Here is an 18,345-nt window from a genome sequence, read left to right on the forward strand (position 1 = left end):
TAATCCCTGTGCCCCTATGCCAAAAATCATTTCAGCAAATCTGAACGGTATCCGTTCCGCCGCCACCAAAGGCTTCTTCAACTGGATGGCGAAACAAGATGCCGACTTCGTCTGCGTACAGGAGCTAAAAGCGGTCGCCACCGACATGACGCCCGAGTTCCTGAACCCCGGCGGCTATCACGGCCACTTCCACTACGCGGAAAAGAAAGGCTATTCCGGCACCGGCATTTACAGCAAGATCGCGCCGGATGCGGTGATGATCGGCTTCGGCAATCCGGAGTTCGACGCGGAAGGCCGTTACGTGCGCTGCGATTTCGGCACCCTGACCGTGATTTCGGTGTACTGCCCGTCCGGCTCGTCCGGCCCGGAGCGCCAGGAAGCCAAGTTCCGCTTCATGGATTCCTTTATCGAGCACCTCAAGAACCTGCACGCGGAAGGCCGCGAAGTGGTGATCTGCGGCGACTGGAATATCGCCCACCACGAGATCGACCTGAAGAACTGGAAGGGCAACAAAAAGAATTCCGGCTTCCTGCCCGAGGAGCGCGCCTGGCTGACCCGCGTGTTCGATGAGGTGGGGTTTGTCGATGTGCACCGCGGCCTGGACCAGCGCGAAGAACAATACACCTGGTGGAGCAACCGCGGCCAGGCGTACGCAAAGAACGTCGGCTGGCGCATCGACTACCACGTGGCAACCAAGGGCATCGCCAGCAAGGCGCACCAGGTGGCGATCTACAAGGATGAGCGCTTCTCGGACCATGCGCCGCTCATCATCGACTACCATCCGCATTGATATTACTCATATGTAAAATTTGATGCTGCGGGGCTACTTTATTGATACCATACGGTAGCACTCCTGCCCCTGCCCCTGCCTTTTCCAATTCCATGCCCATCGCCACGCCCACGGCCTCCACGCCCGTCCTGACTTCCGCCACGCCCGCCGACAATACCGGCTCCGTCCATGCCGGGGCCAACATCGTCCTGAATTTCAGCGCAGCCATGCGCGCGGGCAGCGGCTATATCACCATCAGCGACGGCGCCACCCAGACCTATATGGGCCGCGACGGACTGCTGCACACGCGCCTGGTCGGCGCCACCGACACCCGCACCATCAGCATCGCCGACGCCAGCCAGGTGACGATCAACGGCAACCAGGTCACCATCAACCCGAGCGCCGACCTGAAGGCCGGCCTCAGCTACAGCGTGCAGATGGGCAGTGGCGTGCTGCTGGGCGAAACCGGCCAGGCCTACGCCGGACTGGCCGACGCCAGCAAACTGAACTTCACCGTCGGCGCAGCCGCGGTGCCCCTGCCCACGGCGGTGGTGAGCACGCTGTCGATGGTCAGCTGGGGCAGCGTCAGCCCCTTCCTCACCAATATCGCCGACCAGCACTTCAGCGGCACCTTCCAGGGCGCACTGCGCAGCGGCGAAAAGGTGGAAGTATCGATCGACGGCCAGACCTGGCATACGGCCACCGTCAGCGGCAACAACTGGAGCTATGAGGCCACCATCGCCGCCAGCGGCACGCTGCGCGCCCGCGTCAGCAACAGCGCCGGAGCCAGCACCGAAGCGCTGAGCCAGGCATACACCTACGACACCACCGGGCCCGTCATCTCCAGCATTTCGCTGGACCAGGAAACGCTCAGCGCCGGCGAGTCGGCCCGGCTGACCGTGGTGTTCTCCGAAAAAGTGAGCGGCCTGACGCTGGACGCGTTCGGCAAGCACAACAGCACGCTGAGCAGTCTGCAGGCATCGGCCGACGGCAAGACCTGGACCGCCATCGTCACCATGGGCAATGAAGGCCTGCCGGGCGGCGACGTGGCGCTGAATCCGGCCGCCGTCAGGGACGGCGCCGGCAACTTCGGCAGCGGCGGCTGGAACACGGTGAGCTACGGGCGCAAGCCCGGTTCGCTGGCCGAGCGCAGCGTCACGCTGGATGCCGGCAGCGACAGCGGCCAGCATGCGAACGACGGCCTGACCAGCGACACCACGCCGGAAGTGCACCTCAACATCCGTGGCCTGGCCGGCCTGGTGGCGGGCGACACCATCAAGATCTACGATGAAGCCAGCGACAAGGTGGTGGGCGTCCACACGCTGACGGCGTACGATTTGGGCGCTTACGGCGGCGCCATCGACATCGACGTCGACACGCTGGCCGAAGGCGCGCACCACCTGGTGGCCTACGCCAGCGACGCGCTCGGCACGCGGGGCGCCGGCACCGGCACCGCGCTCGACATCGTGATCGATACCAGCGGCCCGGAAATCATCCACACCGCCCCGGTCAACAACGGCCCGGCGGTCGATCCCGGCCTGAAGACCATCACGCTCACCTTCAGCGAAGACATCGCCTGGATCGCCAGCAACGGCATCGCCATCGTCGGCAACGACGACAGCGTACTGGAACTTAGCTTTGAAACCCCGCCCCCAGCCGACGGGCAAGCACCGGACTACAGCTATCTGTCCTACGACAGCGAAACGCGCGTGCTGACCATCAATCTGCTCAATCCGCTGGCCGCTGGCAAGAGCTACACCGTGCGCAGCATCGGCGAGATCAAGGACCTGGCGCACAACACTTACACCGGCAGCGACAACCTGCTGGGCTTCCTGGTCAACGGCGACAGCCAGGTCATTCCGCTGCCGCCCACGCTGTCCATTTCCGATACCGGCGCGGCCGGGGACGGCGTCACCAGCGCTGCCGCCATCATAGTCAGCGGCATCACGGCCAGCTACTGGAAATACTCGCTCGACGGCGGCGCAAGCTACTCAGCCGAGCAGCGCGCCGACGGCGGCACCGTCAGCTTCAGCGTGCCGAACGATGGCGCCTACCTGGCGGGCAAGATCCTGGTCAAGCAGTATCACGTTGCAGGCCAGGAAAGTGCGCCGGGCGCGCTCGGCTTCGACCTGACGCTGGACCGCAGCGCGCCGCAGGCGGCCATCGCCAGCGTCGACAACTTCAGCCGCAACGACACCGCCATCAGCGGCACCTACGAGGGTACGCTGCAGGAAGACGAATCCATCGAGTATTCGCTCGACGGCAGCAGCTGGGTCCAGGCTGCGGCCAGCAACGGCAGCTGGAACGCCACCGGCGTGGCGCTCCAGTCGCACGGCACCATCGATCTGCGGGTGATCGACCGCGCCGGCAATATCGCAGACAACCCGTATGGTGCCGGCAAGAGCCCGACGCTGTTCGGCAGCAGCGGCAACGATACGCTCAGCGCCGGCGCGGAAACCGTGCTGCTGGCGGGCGCCGGCAACGACACCGTGACGCTGACCGGCGCCGACGCCGCCATGCTGGACGGCGGCGCCGGGATCGACACGCTGGTGCTGTCGAACTCGCTGAACCTGAACGATCTGACCGGCACCATCAAGAATTTCGAGTCCATCACGCTGGGCGGCAACGTCACCTTCAGCCTGGGCAACCTGTCGGGGCTGGGCGCGCTGCAGCTGCCAACGTCCATCATTCCCGGCTACGGCCTGCTGACGGTGGAGGGCGCGGCCAGCAGCCGCGTCGAACTGGCCGGCGCGGCAGGCTGGCATGAACTCACGCTGATCAACGTGGCCTTGCTGGGATTTAACGCCATCAGCGACCTGCTGGGCGGACACGACATCTACGTGAACCAGGATGCGCACCTGATCGTGCTGGTCGGCGCGCCCAGCGTCGACATCGCCGCCCTGCTCTGAGCCGGGGCGGCTTTGCCGCTACAGGCTGCGGCGGCTTTCGTAATGGCGGATGCCGCCGCCCACCGGGTCGGGGAAGGTAATCGAACGCGCCAGCAGCTTCAACGGCTGGGACACGTCATCCTGCTTGCACGGCAGGGCCACCGGATAGAAGGCGTCGTTCACGATGGGGATGCCGAGCGAGGCCAGGTGCAGGCGCAGCTGGTGCTTGCGCCCGGTGTGCGGCCACAGCCGGTACAAGGTGTGCTCGCCGCCCGCATAGCCATGCTCGATCACGTCGATCACGGTTTCCGAATTGGGCTCGCCCGCCTCTTCCTGCATGACAAAGAACTTCTCGCCATCGACCATGCGGCTGCGGTAGGTGAAGGGAAACGCGCGCCCGTTCAGACGCGGCGCCAGCGCCTCGTACTCCTTCTGCACTTCGCGCTTCTGGAACAGCGACTGGAACGCGCCCCGGCTGGCGATATTGGACGAGAACACCACCACGCCGGCCGTTTCGCGGTCCAGGCGGTGGATGGGCGTAAGGTCCTGCAGGCCGGTGCGCTTCTTCAGGCGCACCAGCAGCGTCTCCTGCAGGAAGCGGCCGCCCGGCGTCATCGGCAGGAAGTGCGGCTTGTCCACCACCAGCAGGTGCTCGTCCTGGAACAGGATCTCTTCCTGGAACGGAATCGGCGTTTCGGCCTGCTCCAGCTCGCGGTAATAGAAAATGCGCATGCCGCGCCGGTAGCGGCTGGCAGGCTGCAGCGGGCGGCCTTCGCCGTCCACCACGTCGCCGCGCGCCATGCGGTCGCGCCATGCGGCCTCGGTCACGGCGGGATAGCGCGCCAGCAGGAAGGACAGCATGTCCGGCCAGTCCCCCTCCGGCAGCCACAGGTAGCTCGGCGCCACCCCGTCCCGGATCGGCAACGGCGGCGCGGCCTGGCGCTGCCCCTGGTCGCGCGACGGCATGTCAGTTCGGCGCGGGCGTGGTGCGGTACGGCGGCAGCGACGCCTGCTGCACGCCCTTGGCGCGCGCGTACACCGGCATCACCAGCGGCAGCGATTCGTTCATGCGCTGGATGCGCTCCTTGCCGGCCGGGTGGGTCGACATGAACACCGGCGGCGCGCCGGAACTCTGCTTGCCCATCTTCTGCCACAGCACTTCGCCGGCGCGCGGATCGTAGCCGGCGCGCGCCGCCAGGTCCATGCCGACCAGGTCGGCCTCGCGCTCGTCGTCACGCGAATACTTGAGCGACATGCCCTTGGTAAACAGGTCGCTGCCCACTTCGCCCAGGCGCGGATCGACGCCGAAATAAGCCGCGGCGCCGGCCCCCACCAGGCGCGAGAACACCGAGGTGGCGGTGTTCTTGCCGGCCTGCGCGCGCGCATGCTCGCGCAGCGCGTGGGCGATTTCGTGGCCCATCACCATGGCCACTTCATCGTCGGTCAGGTTGAGCTTGGTGAGGATGCCGCTGTAGAAGGCGATGCGTCCGCCCGGCATGCAGAAGGCATTGACGGTGGGCGCGTCCAGCAGGTTGACTTGCCATTTCCAGCTGGCCGCGTCCGGGTTCCAGCGCGTGGCGAACGGCACGATACGGCGCGCGATGGCGCGCAGGCGCACCACTTGCGGATCGTTGTCCGGCAGCAGCGCACCTTTCTTTTGGGCCTCGCTCATCAGCTGCAAGTACTGCTGCTTGGACTGGGCGTCGAATTCCTCCGCGCTGGCCAGGCCGCGCATCCTCGACATGCTTTCGACGGGAATGCCGTCCTGCGCGGCCGCAGGCAGGCCGGCGCTGCAGACTGCCAGCGCCAGCGCAATGGCTTTAAGATTCAGGTGTTTCATGATGTGCTATTTTAGGAAACGTTCACAGGGAACTATCGGCAATAGCATACAATAAAGCGCCCTTAGTGCGCGACCTTCTTGCGCAGGCGGAACACCGCCAGCTCGCCGCGCAGGTTGGGCAGCACCGTGACGATCTTGCCTTCGGCCAGCGCCACGCATTCCATCACCTCCAGGCCCAGCTCCTCGGCCAGTTCGCGGAAGTCGCTGATGGTGGCGCAGCGCACATTGGGCGTGTCGTACCACTCGTAGGGCAGCGATTCGGACACCGGCATGCGGCCTTTCAGCAGCGCCACGCGGTGCGGCCAGTAGGCGAAATTGGGGAAGGACACGATGGCCTCCTTGCCAACCCGCACGATGTCGCGCAGCAGCGGTTCGACGTGCTTCATCATCTGCAGCGAGGACAGGCACAGCACGGTGTCGAAGGAATTGTCGCCAAACAGGCCGAGGCCGTTTTCCATGTCGTGCTGCACCACCTGTACGCCGCGCCTGGTGCTCTCGAGCACCTTGTCGTCGGCAATCTCGATGCCGTAGCCGCTGCAGCGCTTGTCGCTTTGCAGGTAGTCCATCATCACGCCGTCGCCACAGCCCACGTCCAGCACATGCGAGCCCTGCGCCACCCAGTGCGCGATGAAGGCCAGGTCCGGGCGGGCACTGCTCAAATCGTTAAAAGTCATGCCAGTTCCTTCCAAACCCGTTCGTAATAGGCGCGCACCATGTTCATGTAGCGCTCGTCCTCCAGCAGGAAGGCGTCGTGGCCGTGCGGCGCGTCGATCTCGGCGTAGGTCACTTCGCGCCGGTTGCTGATCAGCGCCTGCACGATTTCGCGGCTGCGTTCCGGCGAAAAACGCCAGTCGGTGGTGAAGGAAGCCAGGAAGAACTTGGCCTTGGTGCCGGCCAGGGTCTTGGCCAGGTCGCCGCCGTGGCGGCGCGCCGGATCGAAGTAGTCCAGCGCCTTGGTAATCAGCAGGTAGGTGTTGGCGTCGAAGTACTCGGAGAACTTGTCGCCCTGGTAGCGCAGGTAGGATTCGATCTCGAAGTCGATGCCGAAGCCGAATTTATATTCCTCCACGCCGCGCAGCTTGCGGCCGAATTTCTCGGCCATGTCGTCGTCCGACAGATAGGTGATGTGGCCTATCATGCGCGCCACTTTCAGCCCGTTCTTCGGCACCACGCCGTGCTCGTAGAAATCGCCGCCACGGTAGTCCGGGTCGGTCAGGATGGCGGTGCGGGCCACGTCGTTGAAGGCGATGTTCTGCGCCGACAGCTTGGGCGTGGAAGCGATCACCACGCAGTGGCGCAGCCGCTCCGGATGCATGATGGACCAGGCCAGCGCCTGCATGCCGCCCAGCGAGCCGCCCATGACGGCGGCGAACTGCGCGATGCCCAGCTGGTCGGCCAGGCGCGCCTGCGCGGCCACCCAGTCCTCCACGGTGACGACCGGGAAGGCGGCGCCGTACGGCTTGCCGGTGGCCGGGTTGTTGTGCATCGGCCCGGTCGAGCCGAAGCAGGAGCCCAGGTTGTTGACGCCGATGACGAAGAAGCGGTCGGTGTCGAGCGGCTTGCCCGGACCGACCATATTGTCCCACCAGCCCACGTTCTTGGGCTGGTCGGCATACACGCCGGCCACGTGGTGGGAAGCGTTCAGTGCGTGGCACACCAGGACCGCGTTCGATTTGTCCGCGTTCAGGGTGCCGTAGGTTTCATACATGAGCATGTAGTCGCGCAGCTGTGCGCCGCTTTGCAGCTGCAGCGGCTCCGCGAAATGCATGGTTTTCGGCGAGACGATTCCTATGGAAGGCATGGGTGGTCAGAATAAATACTGCGCGGCCCCACGGGCCAATAATCAATGCGGAACCGCGAGGATGGGTTCCGCAGGCTTGCTTTTGCGTTAGACGCTTGGTTTTTTACATCGCCTGCAGTGCGGCCACGGCGTCGGCGATGGCGCCCGGCTCCATCGCGCGCAGCACCTTGCGGGTTTGCGGCACGATCAGGCCGAGGTCGCTGTTGAGGATCTCCTGCTTGACCGACAGCAGCTGCGCCGGATGCATGGAGAACTCGCGCAGCCCCATGCCCAGCAGCAGCCGGGTGAGCTTGACGTCGCCCGCCATCTCGCCGCACACGGCCACGTCGATGCCGGCCTTGTGGCCGGCCGAGATGGTCATGGCGATCAGCTGCAGCACTGCCGGATGCAGGGGATTGTAAAGGTGCGCCACCTCATAATCAACCCGGTCGATCGCTAGTGTGTATTGGATCAGGTCATTGGTGCCGATGGACAGGAAGTCCATGCGCTTGACGAACATCGGCAGCGCCAGGGCGGCGGCCGGGATTTCGATCATGGCGCCCACGTCCACGCTGGCGTCGAATTTCACGCCGGCCTCGCGCAGCTGGCCCTTGGCCTGCTCGATCATGGCCAGCGACTGGTCGATCTCGAAGGCGTGCGCCAGCATCGGAATCAGGATGCGCACCTTGCCGAAGGCCGAGGCGCGCAGGATGGCGCGCAGCTGGCTGAGGAAAATCTGCGGCTCGGCCAGGCAGTAGCGGATGGCGCGCAAGCCCAGCGCCGGGTTGAGCGCGGTGTGCTCGGCCTGGTCCAGCGGCTTGTCGGCGCCGATATCGAGCGTGCGGATGGTGACCGGGCGGCCCTTCATGGCCACCACGGCTTTCTTGTACTGCTCGAACTGCTCGTCCTCGGACGGGATGCGCGCGTCGCGCCCCATGAACAGGAATTCTGAACGGAACAGGCCCACGCCGTTGGCGCCGGCCTCCATGGCGGCGGCCGTGTCCTCGGGCAGTTCGATATTGGCCAGCAGCGTGATGGCGGTGCCGTCCTTGGTGACGGCGGCGGTTTTCTTCAGCTTGTTGAGCTTTTTGCGCGCGCGCGCCTGCGTCGCCTGGCGCTCGCGGTACTGCTCCAGCACCAGCGCGCTCGGATTGGCGATCACCACGCCGGCGTCGCCGTCGATGATGATCCAGTCGTCCTGCTCGATCAGGGTGGAAGCCTGCGACATGCCGACCGCCGCCGGGATGTCCAGGCTGCGCGCCACGATGGCGGTGTGCGAGTTCTGGCCGCCGACGTCGGTGACGAAGCCGATGAAGGAGCGGTCGCGGAACTTGAGCATGTCGGCCGGCGAGATATCGTGCGCCACCACGATCATCTGGGCCTGGAAATCGTCGTCGCCCGCCGCAGCCGGCGCCTGCAGCGGCTCGCTGCCCATCAGCACCTTCAGCACGCGCTCGGCCACCTGCTGGATATCGGCCTTGCGTTCGCGCAGATAGGGATCTTCGATTTCGTCGAATTGCGCCGACAGCTCGTCGATCTGGGTCAGCAGCGCCCACTCGGCGTTGTAGTGGCGGGTGCGGATGATGTCCAGCGGCGCCTCGGAGATCAGCGGGTCGGACAGGATCAGCGCATGCACGTCGATGAAGGCGCCCAGTTCGGTGGGCGCGTCCTTCGGCAGTTCGTTCCACAGCGTCTGCAGTTCGCGGTGCACGGCGGCCAGCGCCTGCTGCAGGCGCAGCACCTCGGCCTCCAGATGTTCTTCCTGCACCAGGTAATGCTTGACGTCCAGCGCCGCAGGCGCCAGCAGGTGTGCGCGGCCGATGGCGATGCCGCGCGAAACAGGAATTCCGTGGAGGGTAAACGATGCCATGGGCGGACCTGTCAGAGAGCGGAGATGGCTGCGGTCATCCGGCATTTACTCGCCTTCGCCGAACTTGTCGTTGACCAGCGCGGACAGGGCGGCGATGCAATCGCCCTCGTCGGCGCCGTCGGCCTCCAGCGTGACCTTGGCGCCCTTGCCGGCGGCCAGCATCATCACGCCCATGATGGACTTGGCGTTGATGCGGCGGGCGTTACGGGTGAGCCAGACATCGCTCTTGTACTTTGCTGCCAGTTGGGTGAATTTGGCGGAAGCGCGCGCATGCAGACCGAGCTTGTTGATAATTTCGAGTTCTTGTTGAATCATTTTTTATAGTCGTCTCAAAATAGGGCTAAACCACCCTGATCCGGTTATCCACCCTGACGGCGCCGCTCTGCGCGCCGGCCAGGGCCATTTCAACTACCACGTCCAGCGTGTCGCGGCGGTACGTGATGGCGCGCAGCAGCATCGGCAAGCTGATACCCGCGATCACCTCGACCCGGCCCGCGTCGGCCAGCTTGTTGCAGCAATTGGCAGGCGTGCCGCCTTTCACGTCCGTAATCACCAGCACGCCGTCGCCTTCGTCCAGGCGCTTGATGGCCGCGGCGGCCAGCAGCTGCACCTCCTCCAGGTCCTGGTCCGCCACCACGTCGATCGCTTCCAGCCGTTCCGTCACGCCGCGAAACACATGGTTGCAGGCGGCGATGAAGGCCTGCCCCAGCGGCGCGTGCGTCATAAGCAGTATGCCTACCATATTCGCCTTCTTATACCTGTGCCGCCTGGCTGTGGGCCTCGACCGCGTCGATAAACATGGCCGCCACCTGGAAACCGGTCTGCTGGGTGATCTCCTGGAAGCAGGTCGGGCTGGTGACGTTCACTTCGGTCAGGTTATCGCCAATGACATCTAATCCTACCAGCAACAGTCCACGCGCCGCCAGTACCGGGCCCAGGGTTTCGGCAATTTCCCGGTCGCGCGCCGTCAAGGGCTGCGCCACGCCGGTGCCGCCGGCGGCCAGGTTGCCGCGCACTTCGCCGGCCTGCGGGATGCGCGCCAGCGAAAAGGGCACGGGTTTGCCGTCGATCACCAGGATGCGCTTGTCGCCCTTGGCGATCTCGGGGATGTAGCGCTGGGCCATGATGGTGCGCTTGCCGTTGTCGGTCAGCGTCTCGATGATGGCGCCCAGGTTCAGGCCGTCGGCCTTGATGCGGAACACACCGGTGCCGCCCATGCCGTCCAGCGGCTTGAGGATGATGTCCTGGTGCTCGCTGTGGAAGGCGCGCAGGCGCGCTTCACTGGAGGCCACCAGGGTGGGCGCGGTGAACTGCGAGAACTGGGCGATGGACAGCTTTTCGTTGTGGTCGCGGATGGCCGATGGGCGGTTGAACACGCGCGCGCCCTGCTTCTCGGCCAGCTGCAGCAGATAGGTGCCGTACACGTACTCCATGTCGAACGGCGGGTCCTTGCGCTGGATCACGGCGTCGAAGGCGTCCAGGCCGGTTTCTTCCTGCGGCGAGGCGCGGAACCAGTCGTGCTCGTCGCCGGTCATGGCGATGTGCGACACCAGGGCCGTGACCTTGCCTTCGGTCAGCGCCAGGTCCTTTTGTTCAAAGGCATACACCGCGTGGCCGCGGCGCGCCGCCTCCACCATCATGGCGTAAGTCGAATCCTTGTAGGTCTTGAAGCCTGCCAGCGGATCGGCAAGGAATGCAATTTTCATGGGCGCGTCCAGTCGAGGTAATGCCTGATTTTAGCCGAGTTTGGCATCAGGGGTCGGACCCGGCGGGTCCGGCCCCTGCCCTCAATACACCTCAGGATTCGGATCGGTGCGCTCCATCTCCAGCGAGGCGGCCAGCAGCGCCAGGCGCGCCACCACGCCGTACACGTAGAAGCGGTTCGGCGCCGCCGTGCCCGGCTTGGCCCGCAGGTCCGGCACCGCGTGCTGCTGCGCGAACGCCAGCGGCACGTACTGCGAACCGGGCGCGTTCAGGTTCTGGTCCACGCCGCGCTCGGCGTGCACGCGGTAGTAACCGCCCACCACGTAGCGGTCTATCATGTAGACCACAGGCTCGGCCACCGCGTCCTTGATGCTCTCGAAGGTCGGCACCCCCTCCTGGATGTTCAGGTCCGACACCACGCGCCCGTCCTTGATGACGGCCATCTTGTCGCGCTGCGCCGCCGACAGGTCCTTCAGCTCCGCCGCGTCGCGGATCGAGATGATGCCCTTGCCGTACGTGCCCGCGTCCGGCTTGATGATGACGAACGGCTTCTGGTCCTTGATGCCGTATTCCTTGTATTTCTTGCGGATCTTGGCCAGCACCGCGTCGACGTTGGTGGCCAGGCAGTCCAGGCCCTCGCCGCTGTGGAAATCCACCTCGCCGCACTTGGCGTGGAAGGGGTTGAGCATCCACGGATCGACTCCGATCAGCTTGCCGAACTTCTTGACCACCTCGTCGTAGGCGGTGAAATGGTTGCTCTTGCGGCGCAGCGCCCAGCCGGCGTGCAGTGGCGGCAGCAGGCTCTGCTCGTGGATGTTCTGCAAGATGTCCGGGATGCCGGCCGACAGGTCGTTGTTCACCAGGATGGTGCAGGGGTCGAAATCCTTCAGGCCCAGGCGGCGCCCGTTGGCCGAGCGCACCAGCGGCTCGATCACCAGCATGTTGCCGTCAGGTAGCGCCAACGGGGTCGGCTGGGTGATCTCGGGATTCAGCGAGCCCAGGCGCACGTGCAGGCCGGTCTGGCGGAAGATCTGCATCAGGCGCGCCACGTTGTCCAGGTAGGTCGGGTGGCGGTCGTGCACTTCCGGGATCAGCAGCAGGTTGCGCGCGTCCGGGCAGTACTTGTCGATCGCGGCCATGGCGGCCTGCACCGACAGCGGCAGCATTTCGCTGGCCAGGTGGTTGAAGCCGCCCGGGAACAGGTTGGTGTCGACCGGGGCCAGCTTGTAGCCCGCGTTGCGCAGGTCCACCGAGCAATAGAACGGTGGCGTATGCTCCTGCCACTCGAGGCGGAACCAGCGCTCAATGGCCGGCGTGGCGGCCAGGATTTTTTCTTCGAGGTCGAGCAGCGGTCCGGTCAGGGCCGTGACGAGGTGGGGAACCATGGCTACATCCTTAACAACTGGGGAAACTGTCTAATCTTACCGTGCGAGCTCACCAAATCGGGGCGAAAACGCCAATTTAAAGGCCGTAAAATGCAAAAAGGCGCCCCGAAGGGCGCCTTTTGCAGCATTTTTGCGGAAAAAACAGCGATTAAGCGTGGTAAGCCGATTCGCCGTGGCTGGTGATGTCCAGGCCTTCGCGCTCTTCCTCTTCCGGCACGCGCAGGCCGATGGCGATGTCCACCAGCTTGTAGGCGATGACGGACACGATGGCCGACCAGGCGATGGTGATGCCGACTGCGGTCAGCTGGGTAATCACCTGGCCGCTGATCGAGTAGTCGGCCGAGGCTTTGTTGGCCACGTAGTCGAAGATGCCCTGGCCGCCCAGCGACGGCGCAGCGAACACGCCGGTCAGGACCGCACCCAGGATACCGCCCACGCCGTGCACGCCGAACACGTCCAGCGAGTCGTCGGCGCCGATCAGGCGTTTCAGGCCGTTCACGCCCCACAGGCAGACGATGCCGGCCAGCAGGCCGATCACCAGTGCCCCCATCGGGCCGACAAAGCCGGCCGCCGGGGTGATGGCCACCAGGCCGGCCACTGCGCCCGATGCCGCGCCCAGCATCGATGGCTTGCCCTTGGCGATCCACTCGCCGAAGACCCACGACACGGTGGCGCAAGCGGTTGCCAGCAGGGTGTTGATGAAGGCCAGCGCGGCGATGTCGCCCGCTTCCAGTGCCGAGCCGGCGTTGAAGCCGAACCAGCCCACCCACAGCAGCGACGCGCCAATCATGGTCATGGTCAGCGAATGCGGCGCCATGGATTCACGGCCGTAGCCGACGCGCTTGCCGATCATGATGGCGCCAACCAGGCCAGCCACGGCGGCGTTGATGTGCACTACGGTGCCGCCGGCGAAGTCCAGCGCGCCTTTCTGGAAGATGAAGCCGGCTTTCGCGCCCTCGGAAGCGGCGGTGGCGGCGTCCTTGATGGCGTCCGGACCGGTCCAGAACCAGACCATGTGGGCTACCGGCAGGTAGGCGAAGGTGAACCACAGCACAATGAAGGCCAGCACGGCGCTGAACTTGACGCGCTCGGCGAAGGCGCCGACGATCAGGCCGCAAGTGATGGCGGCGAAGGTGCCCTGGAAGGCCACGAAGATGAACTCCGGAATCACCACGCCCTTGCTGAAGGTGGCCGCGACGCTGAAGGCGCCCTTGACCGGATCCCAGATGCCGTTCAGGAACAGGCGGTCGAACTTGCCGTAGAAAGCGCCGCCTTCGGTGAACGCCAGCGAGTAGCCGTAGATGCACCACAGTACGATGACCAGGGCAAACACCATGAACACCTGCAGCAGGACCGACAGCATGTTTTTCGAACGCACCAGACCGCCGTAGAACAAGGCCAGGCCCGGAATGGTCATCAGGATCACCAGCAGCGTGGCGACGAACATCCAGGCGGTGTCGCCCTTGTTCGCCACCGGTGCTGGGGCGGCGGGCGCTTCGGCCGGCGCGGCGGCGGCCGTGGCGGCAGCAGGCGCGGCGGCTGGCGCGGCAGCGGCGTCGGCAGGAGCGGCGGTGGCGGCGGCAGGCGCGCTGGCGGCTGGCGCCTCGGCTGGCTTGGCGTCTTGCGCGTAGCCCGGCAGGGCCGCGCTAAAGGCAAACAGGACAGCGGCCCCGGCCAGCAGTTTTGTTATGGTTTTCTTCATTTTAAAAGTTCCCCTTGGACTTAGAGAGCGTCGTTGCCGGTTTCGCCGGTACGGATGCGGACAACCTGTTCCAGGTTGTAGACAAAAATCTTGCCGTCGCCGATCTTGCCGGTGCGGGCCGCGCCCTCGATCGCTTCGATGGCCTGTTCAACCACGGCATCATCCACCGCCGCTTCGATCTTGGTCTTGGGCAGGAAGTCGACCACGTACTCGGCGCCACGGTACAGTTCGGTATGGCCCTTCTGGCGCCCGAAGCCCTTGACCTCGGTCACGGTAATGCCCTGCACGTTAATCGCCGACAAGGCCTCACGGACCTCATCCAGCTTGAAGGGCTTGATAATGGCGGTAATCAGTTTCATCGGAGGCCTCGCTTAGAAAATTTTGGAAACGGTCAGCACGGCGCCCAGTTTGGCCAGGTCCTTGCCATTTTGCGGAGAGGTATAAGCCGAGGTGGTGCCTTTGACAGCGGCCAGCGACACGGTGACCACGCCGTAATCCTTGGTTACGCCCACTTTCCAGTCGGTGTAGCTGGCGGCGCTGTTGTTCTTGACGTTCTGGCGGCCCACGTGCAGGTTCAGGATGTAGCCGTCCTGGATTTCCTGGTTCACCGAGGCGTCGAAGTAGCCGCTGTTCTTGCTGTCGGCAAAGCCGAACAGGTTGGTGGTCGAGTGCGAATACTTCAGCGTGGCCGGACCATAGCTGACTGCGCCGTACAGTTCGAAGGTATTGGCGCTCGGATGCAGGTCGTTGGACGGGTAGAAGTAGTACAGGCCGCCCACGTCGTAGCTGAAACCGCCGCCCAGATCACCGCGCTTGCCGCCGTATACATCCCACTCGACCTTGGCGTCGCCGCCCGCGTCGTCGATCCACTTGATGGTCGACAGCCAGGTACCAGCGTAGAAACCGCTCGGATTGTGCACCCAGTCGGCGCCGCCCTGCAATGCCGGCTTGAGGCGGGTCTGCGAGATGCCGCGATAGCGGTAGTCGGTGGTCAGCGCCGCGTTGAACGACACTTCGTTATCCGGTTTCGCCGCTGGCGCGTCTTCCGCGCGGGCCACACCAGCTCCCAGGCTAGCCATCGCGAGTGTGATTGCTGCTGCAAGAGTCAGGTGCTTGGTCATGTATTTCATGGCGATATCCTTTAGTTTGAACTTTTGTAGCGGTTGCGGTTTAAAATCCAGGCTAAGCCTAAGCGTTCAATACTTCTTTAGCAGAATGCGTGCCAGCTGACTTCTTGCAAACTTGCAAGATAGTTAGCAGCAATTACCGGTATGGCGGCATGGCGCGGCCACAATCCCGCACCATATTAATGCTTAATTAGCAGGCATCGCACCGAAATGGTGCGGGCCGGCATAAAACCTAGGAAATACCATGGACATGAATAACTTCTTCAACGACTTGCAAGGCAAGATCAACCAGGCAATCGAGAATTCGCCGGCCAAGGACATCGAGAAAAACGTGAAATCGATGATGACCCAGGGTTTCGCCAAACTGGACCTGGTTACCCGCGAAGAGTTCGACATCCAGGCGCAGGTGCTGGCCAAGACCCGCGCCAAGCTGGACGCCCTGGAAGCGCGCCTGGCCGAACTGGAAGCGAAAGCCGCTGCACCAAAATAGGCCTGCCGGCAGTGCCGACGCCGGCACTGCCAGCTTGAGCGGCGTCAAAACGCCCTGCTGCCGGCGCGCTAAGATGGACAATCGCGCTTTGCCGCAGGAGGGACGCCATGAGCCTTGCCGTTCTGAGAAGCCGCGCACTGGCGGGCATGGAAGCGCCCGAAGTTAGCGTTGAAGTGCACCTGGCCAATGGCCTGCCGGCCTTCGCCATGGTGGGGCTGCCGGAAACGGAAGTGAAAGAAGCACGTGACCGGGTGCGCGCGGCGATCCAGAACGCCGGTTACGAGATGCCGGCCCAGCGCATCACCGTCAACCTGGCGCCCGCCGACCTGCCCAAGGAATCTGGCCGTTTCGACCTGCCGATTGCCCTTGGCATCCTGGCTGCCTCCGGCCAGATCCCCACCTCCCCCTTGCGCGACTATGAATTTGCCGGCGAGCTGTCGCTGTCCGGCGAACTGCGGCCGATCCGCGGCGCGCTGGCCATGACATATGCCATGCACCGCGCCACACATGGCGCCGGCAAAGCCCGGCGCGCCTTCATCCTGCCGCAGGCCAATGCCGACGAAGCGGCGCTGGTGCGGGACGCGCTGATCTACCCAGCCACGTCGCTGACGCAGGTGTGCGCCCACTTCGCCTGCAGGAGTGATGAAGCCGCTCCGGGAGCGCTGCTGCGCCACCAGCCCGCAGCGCTCCCGCTGGCGCCGGACTATCCGGATTTTTCGGACGTGAAAGGACAGGCCACGGTCAAGCTGGCGCTCGAGGTCGCCGCCGCTGGCCGCCACAGCGTCCTGCTGGTGGGCCCGCCAGGTACCGGCAAGAGCATGCTCGCCGCGCGCTTCCCCGGCCTGCTGCCCGCCATGACGGACGAGGAAGCGCTGGAAGCTGCCGCCGTACAGTCGCTCAGCGGGCAGTTCAACGCTGCCGCCTGGAAGGCGCGGCCGTTTCGTTCGCCGCATCACACGTCTTCCGGCGTCGCCTTGGTGGGCGGCGGCAGCGTACCTCATCCGGGCGAAATCTCCATGGCGCACCAGGGAGTGCTATTCCTGGACGAGCTGCCGGAATTCGACCGGCGCGTGCTGGAAGTGCTGCGCGAGCCCATGGAATCCGGCAAGGTCACCATTTCGCGGGCCGCGCACCGCGCAGACTTTCCGGCCCGCTTCCAGCTGCTGGCGGCCATGAACGGCTGCCCCTGCGGCTACCATGGTCACGCCAGCGGCAAATGCCGCTGCCCGCCCGACGCCATCCTGCGCTACCAGGGCCGCATTTCCGGCCCCTTGCTGGACCGGATGGATTTGCTGATCTCGGTCAATCCGCTCTCGCCCGAAGAGCTGGAAGCGCCGTCGGACGGCGAAAGCTCGTCCGCCATCGCGGCGCGCGTGCAGCAGGCCTGGGCCATCCAGCAGGCGCGCCAGGGCAAGAGCAACCAGCTGATGGGCACGCGAGAGATTGAGCGGCATTGCAAGCTGGACCGGGCAGGCAAAGCCGTGCTGCGGGCGAGCATGCTGAAATTCCATTGGTCCGCGCGGGCCTATCACCGGATCTTGCGGGTGGCGCGCACCGTTGCCGACTTGCAGCAGTCAGCTGCCATCGCCGAGCCGCACGTGAGCCAGGCGGTCCAGTTCCGCCGCGCCCTGCTCGATTTGTAGCAGCGATAGCGCCGGCGCTTGCTGCCTGCTACCATCACATCATGCATACTAAAATTACCACGCTGTTCCGTACCGCCATCGGCGCCGCCCTTGCCGCCGCCGCAGTGAGCGGCTGCAGCCCCAAGTTCGACTGGCGCGACTTCCGCAGCGCGGAAGCGCCCTACGCCGTGCTATTCCCCGGCAAGCCGGCCACGCACACGCGCAGCATCAGCCTGGGGGGTGAAACCGTAAAGATGCAGATGGCCGCCGCCGAAGTCGATGGCGTCACCTTTGCCGTGGGGGCCGCCGAAATGGCCGATGCCGCCCAGGCCCAGGCCGCCATCACTGCGATGAAAAACACGATGGTGGCCAATATCGGCGGCACCGTCACGGCGGAAAAGCAGGCCAGCGCGGCCGCGTCCAGCGGCGGCGTGAGCCAGCAGCAGCAGTCCATCGACGTGGAAGCCAAAGGCGCGCGCAATGGCGAAGCGCTACGCCTGGTGGGACGGTTTATTGCCAGGGACAAACGGGTCTATCAGCTGGTCGTGATAGGCAAGGACAAGCACATGGTGAACGACGAGATCGATACGTTCATGCGTTCGTTCAAGCTGAACTGATGTGCAAGAATGGAAGTCGTGTTATCGTTTGAACACGCACAACAAGAGTGGGGGAAACGCCATGTTGATCACGTTTAAATCCAAATCCTCTCCAGCGGTCATGATGTACAAAGAGCATGCCGAACGCATCCTTGAGCTGCTGAACAAGAGTCCCACGCGAGGCGTGATCACGGCGGCCGAGGCGGCCGGCGCCCTGGCGGCGCTGGAGCACGAAGTGGAACTCAGCAAGCTTCATCCGGACCAGGACATCGAGCACCACGAGGACAAGACCCATTCCACCGCCGCGCTCGAAGACGACACTGCCTTGCAGGAAAAGCAGCATATCGGCTTCGCGGCCCGCGTCTATCCCCTGCTGGAAATGTTGCGCGCGGCCGTGACAGACGGCCACGACATCGTTTGGGGCGTCTGAAAAGCAAAAAAGCCCCACCAGATCACTGGCGGGGCTTTTTCATATAACTAGCCTGACGATAACCTACTTTCACACTGGTTGCAGCACTATCATCGGCGCAAAATCGTTTCACGGTCCTGTTCGGGATGGGAAGGGGTGGGAC

At 64.6% G+C, this 18,345-nt stretch carries 18 protein-coding genes and 1 rRNA gene; 6 read left to right on the plus strand and 13 right to left on the minus strand.

The genetic code is table 11. From position 1 onward, the window contains the following. Window positions 1–16: 16 nt before the first annotated feature. Both AC6H42_RS01225 and AC6H42_RS01230 read left to right on the plus strand, forming a co-directional pair. Window positions 17–790, plus strand: a complete 774-nt coding sequence (locus AC6H42_RS01225) for an exodeoxyribonuclease III (protein WP_057154354.1) — start codon at window positions 17–19, stop codon at window positions 788–790. A gap of 92 nt (window positions 791–882) precedes the next feature. Continuing rightward, window positions 883–3,678 (plus strand): Ig-like domain-containing protein, encoded by a 2,796-nt coding sequence (locus AC6H42_RS01230; protein ID WP_497547236.1) that lies wholly within the window; start codon window positions 883–885, stop codon window positions 3,676–3,678. 18 nt (window positions 3,679–3,696) lie between these two features. Here AC6H42_RS01230 and AC6H42_RS01235 read toward each other — a convergent pair whose 3' ends face one another. The 12 genes from AC6H42_RS01235 to AC6H42_RS01290 form a co-directional block, all read right to left on the minus strand. Beyond that, window positions 3,697–4,623 carry a pseudouridine synthase gene (locus tag AC6H42_RS01235; RefSeq protein WP_497547237.1) on the minus strand — a complete coding sequence of 309 codons (927 nt, stop codon included), beginning with the start codon at window positions 4,621–4,623 and terminating at the stop codon, window positions 3,697–3,699. Between the two features lies 1 nt (window position 4,624). Next, window positions 4,625–5,497 (minus strand): M48 family metallopeptidase, encoded by an 873-nt coding sequence (locus AC6H42_RS01240; RefSeq protein WP_057154351.1) that lies wholly within the window; start codon window positions 5,495–5,497, stop codon window positions 4,625–4,627. A 62-nt stretch (window positions 5,498–5,559) separates the two neighbouring features. Continuing rightward, a complete protein-coding gene (gene metW, locus AC6H42_RS01245; protein ID WP_057154350.1) occupies window positions 5,560–6,171 on the minus strand; it encodes a methionine biosynthesis protein MetW in 612 nt (203 codons plus the stop codon). Further along, window positions 6,168–7,265 (minus strand): homoserine O-succinyltransferase MetX, encoded by a 1,098-nt coding sequence (gene metX / locus AC6H42_RS01250; RefSeq protein ID WP_497547240.1) that lies wholly within the window; start codon window positions 7,263–7,265, stop codon window positions 6,168–6,170. The genes metW and metX overlap by 4 nt, the downstream gene beginning before the upstream one ends. 136 nt (window positions 7,266–7,401) lie before the next feature. Continuing rightward, entirely contained in the window at window positions 7,402–9,147 is a 1,746-nt protein-coding gene (gene ptsP / locus AC6H42_RS01255; protein WP_057154348.1) for a phosphoenolpyruvate--protein phosphotransferase, read from the minus strand. Between the two features lie 45 nt (window positions 9,148–9,192). Further along, a complete protein-coding gene (locus tag AC6H42_RS01260; protein WP_057154347.1) occupies window positions 9,193–9,462 on the minus strand; it encodes an HPr family phosphocarrier protein in 270 nt (89 codons plus the stop codon). 25 nt (window positions 9,463–9,487) lie between these two features. Further along, the gene (locus AC6H42_RS01265) at window positions 9,488–9,889 is read right to left on the minus strand and encodes a PTS sugar transporter subunit IIA (RefSeq protein ID WP_057154346.1); all 402 of its coding nucleotides are present in this window, start codon (window positions 9,887–9,889) and stop codon (window positions 9,488–9,490) included. A gap of 10 nt (window positions 9,890–9,899) precedes the next feature. Next, the gene (gene gshB / locus AC6H42_RS01270; RefSeq protein WP_497547238.1) at window positions 9,900–10,853 is read right to left on the minus strand and encodes a glutathione synthase; all 954 of its coding nucleotides are present in this window, start codon (window positions 10,851–10,853) and stop codon (window positions 9,900–9,902) included. Between the two features lie 81 nt (window positions 10,854–10,934). Then, window positions 10,935–12,236 (minus strand): glutamate--cysteine ligase, encoded by a 1,302-nt coding sequence (gene gshA / locus AC6H42_RS01275; RefSeq protein ID WP_057154344.1) that lies wholly within the window; start codon window positions 12,234–12,236, stop codon window positions 10,935–10,937. A gap of 148 nt (window positions 12,237–12,384) precedes the next feature. Further along, entirely contained in the window at window positions 12,385–13,938 is a 1,554-nt protein-coding gene (locus AC6H42_RS01280) for an ammonium transporter (RefSeq protein WP_057154343.1), read from the minus strand. 20 nt (window positions 13,939–13,958) lie between these two features. Further along, the gene (locus AC6H42_RS01285; RefSeq protein WP_056398174.1) at window positions 13,959–14,297 is read right to left on the minus strand and encodes a P-II family nitrogen regulator; all 339 of its coding nucleotides are present in this window, start codon (window positions 14,295–14,297) and stop codon (window positions 13,959–13,961) included. Between the two features lie 12 nt (window positions 14,298–14,309). Continuing rightward, on the minus strand, window positions 14,310–15,068 hold the full coding sequence (locus tag AC6H42_RS01290; RefSeq protein WP_057154342.1) for a TorF family putative porin: 759 nt from the start codon (window positions 15,066–15,068) through the stop codon (window positions 14,310–14,312). 241 nt (window positions 15,069–15,309) lie between these two features. Between AC6H42_RS01290 and AC6H42_RS01295 the strand changes: the two genes are divergently transcribed. From AC6H42_RS01295 to AC6H42_RS01310, 4 genes are all read left to right on the plus strand, one after another. After that, entirely contained in the window at window positions 15,310–15,555 is a 246-nt protein-coding gene (locus tag AC6H42_RS01295) for an accessory factor UbiK family protein (protein ID WP_057154341.1), read from the plus strand. A 107-nt stretch (window positions 15,556–15,662) separates the two neighbouring features. Continuing rightward, entirely contained in the window at window positions 15,663–17,198 is a 1,536-nt protein-coding gene (locus AC6H42_RS01300; RefSeq protein ID WP_057154340.1) for a YifB family Mg chelatase-like AAA ATPase, read from the plus strand. Between the two features lie 41 nt (window positions 17,199–17,239). After that, window positions 17,240–17,794 (plus strand): hypothetical protein, encoded by a 555-nt coding sequence (locus AC6H42_RS01305; RefSeq protein WP_057154339.1) that lies wholly within the window; start codon window positions 17,240–17,242, stop codon window positions 17,792–17,794. Between the two features lie 61 nt (window positions 17,795–17,855). Continuing rightward, the gene (locus tag AC6H42_RS01310; protein WP_057154338.1) at window positions 17,856–18,203 is read left to right on the plus strand and encodes a DUF1840 domain-containing protein; all 348 of its coding nucleotides are present in this window, start codon (window positions 17,856–17,858) and stop codon (window positions 18,201–18,203) included. Between the two features lie 50 nt (window positions 18,204–18,253). Here the strand turns inward: AC6H42_RS01310 and rrf are convergent. Further along, window positions 18,254–18,345 (minus strand): 5S ribosomal RNA (rrf, locus tag AC6H42_RS01315); the annotation flags it as partial.

The organism is Massilia sp. NBRC 108631 (genome assembly GCF_059704565.1).

What these genes read in the sequence shown, in the direction of transcription:
- AC6H42_RS01225 (WP_057154354.1), top strand. Translation starts at nt 17, where the DNA reads ATGCCAAAAATCATTTCAGCAAATCTGAACGGTATCCGTTCCGCCGCC.
- AC6H42_RS01230 (WP_497547236.1), top strand. Translation starts at nt 883, where the DNA reads ATGCCCATCGCCACGCCCACGGCCTCCACGCCCGTCCTGACTTCCGCC.
- AC6H42_RS01235 (WP_497547237.1), bottom strand. Translation starts at nt 4,623, where the DNA reads ATGCCGTCGCGCGACCAGGGGCAGCGCCAGGCCGCGCCGCCGTTGCCG.
- AC6H42_RS01240 (WP_057154351.1), bottom strand. Translation starts at nt 5,497, where the DNA reads ATGAAACACCTGAATCTTAAAGCCATTGCGCTGGCGCTGGCAGTCTGC.
- metW (WP_057154350.1), bottom strand. Translation starts at nt 6,171, where the DNA reads ATGACTTTTAACGATTTGAGCAGTGCCCGCCCGGACCTGGCCTTCATC.
- metX (WP_497547240.1), bottom strand. Translation starts at nt 7,265, where the DNA reads ATGCATTTCGCGGAGCCGCTGCAGCTGCAAAGCGGCGCACAGCTGCGC.
- ptsP (WP_057154348.1), bottom strand. Translation starts at nt 9,147, where the DNA reads ATGGCATCGTTTACCCTCCACGGAATTCCTGTTTCGCGCGGCATCGCC.
- AC6H42_RS01260 (WP_057154347.1), bottom strand. Translation starts at nt 9,462, where the DNA reads ATGATTCAACAAGAACTCGAAATTATCAACAAGCTCGGTCTGCATGCG.
- AC6H42_RS01265 (WP_057154346.1), bottom strand. Translation starts at nt 9,889, where the DNA reads ATGGTAGGCATACTGCTTATGACGCACGCGCCGCTGGGGCAGGCCTTC.
- gshB (WP_497547238.1), bottom strand. Translation starts at nt 10,853, where the DNA reads ATGAAAATTGCATTCCTTGCCGATCCGCTGGCAGGCTTCAAGACCTAC.
- gshA (WP_057154344.1), bottom strand. Translation starts at nt 12,236, where the DNA reads ATGGTTCCCCACCTCGTCACGGCCCTGACCGGACCGCTGCTCGACCTC.
- AC6H42_RS01280 (WP_057154343.1), bottom strand. Translation starts at nt 13,938, where the DNA reads ATGAAGAAAACCATAACAAAACTGCTGGCCGGGGCCGCTGTCCTGTTT.
- AC6H42_RS01285 (WP_056398174.1), bottom strand. Translation starts at nt 14,297, where the DNA reads ATGAAACTGATTACCGCCATTATCAAGCCCTTCAAGCTGGATGAGGTC.
- AC6H42_RS01290 (WP_057154342.1), bottom strand. Translation starts at nt 15,068, where the DNA reads ATGAAATACATGACCAAGCACCTGACTCTTGCAGCAGCAATCACACTC.
- AC6H42_RS01295 (WP_057154341.1), top strand. Translation starts at nt 15,310, where the DNA reads ATGGACATGAATAACTTCTTCAACGACTTGCAAGGCAAGATCAACCAG.
- AC6H42_RS01300 (WP_057154340.1), top strand. Translation starts at nt 15,663, where the DNA reads ATGAGCCTTGCCGTTCTGAGAAGCCGCGCACTGGCGGGCATGGAAGCG.
- AC6H42_RS01305 (WP_057154339.1), top strand. Translation starts at nt 17,240, where the DNA reads ATGCATACTAAAATTACCACGCTGTTCCGTACCGCCATCGGCGCCGCC.
- AC6H42_RS01310 (WP_057154338.1), top strand. Translation starts at nt 17,856, where the DNA reads ATGTTGATCACGTTTAAATCCAAATCCTCTCCAGCGGTCATGATGTAC.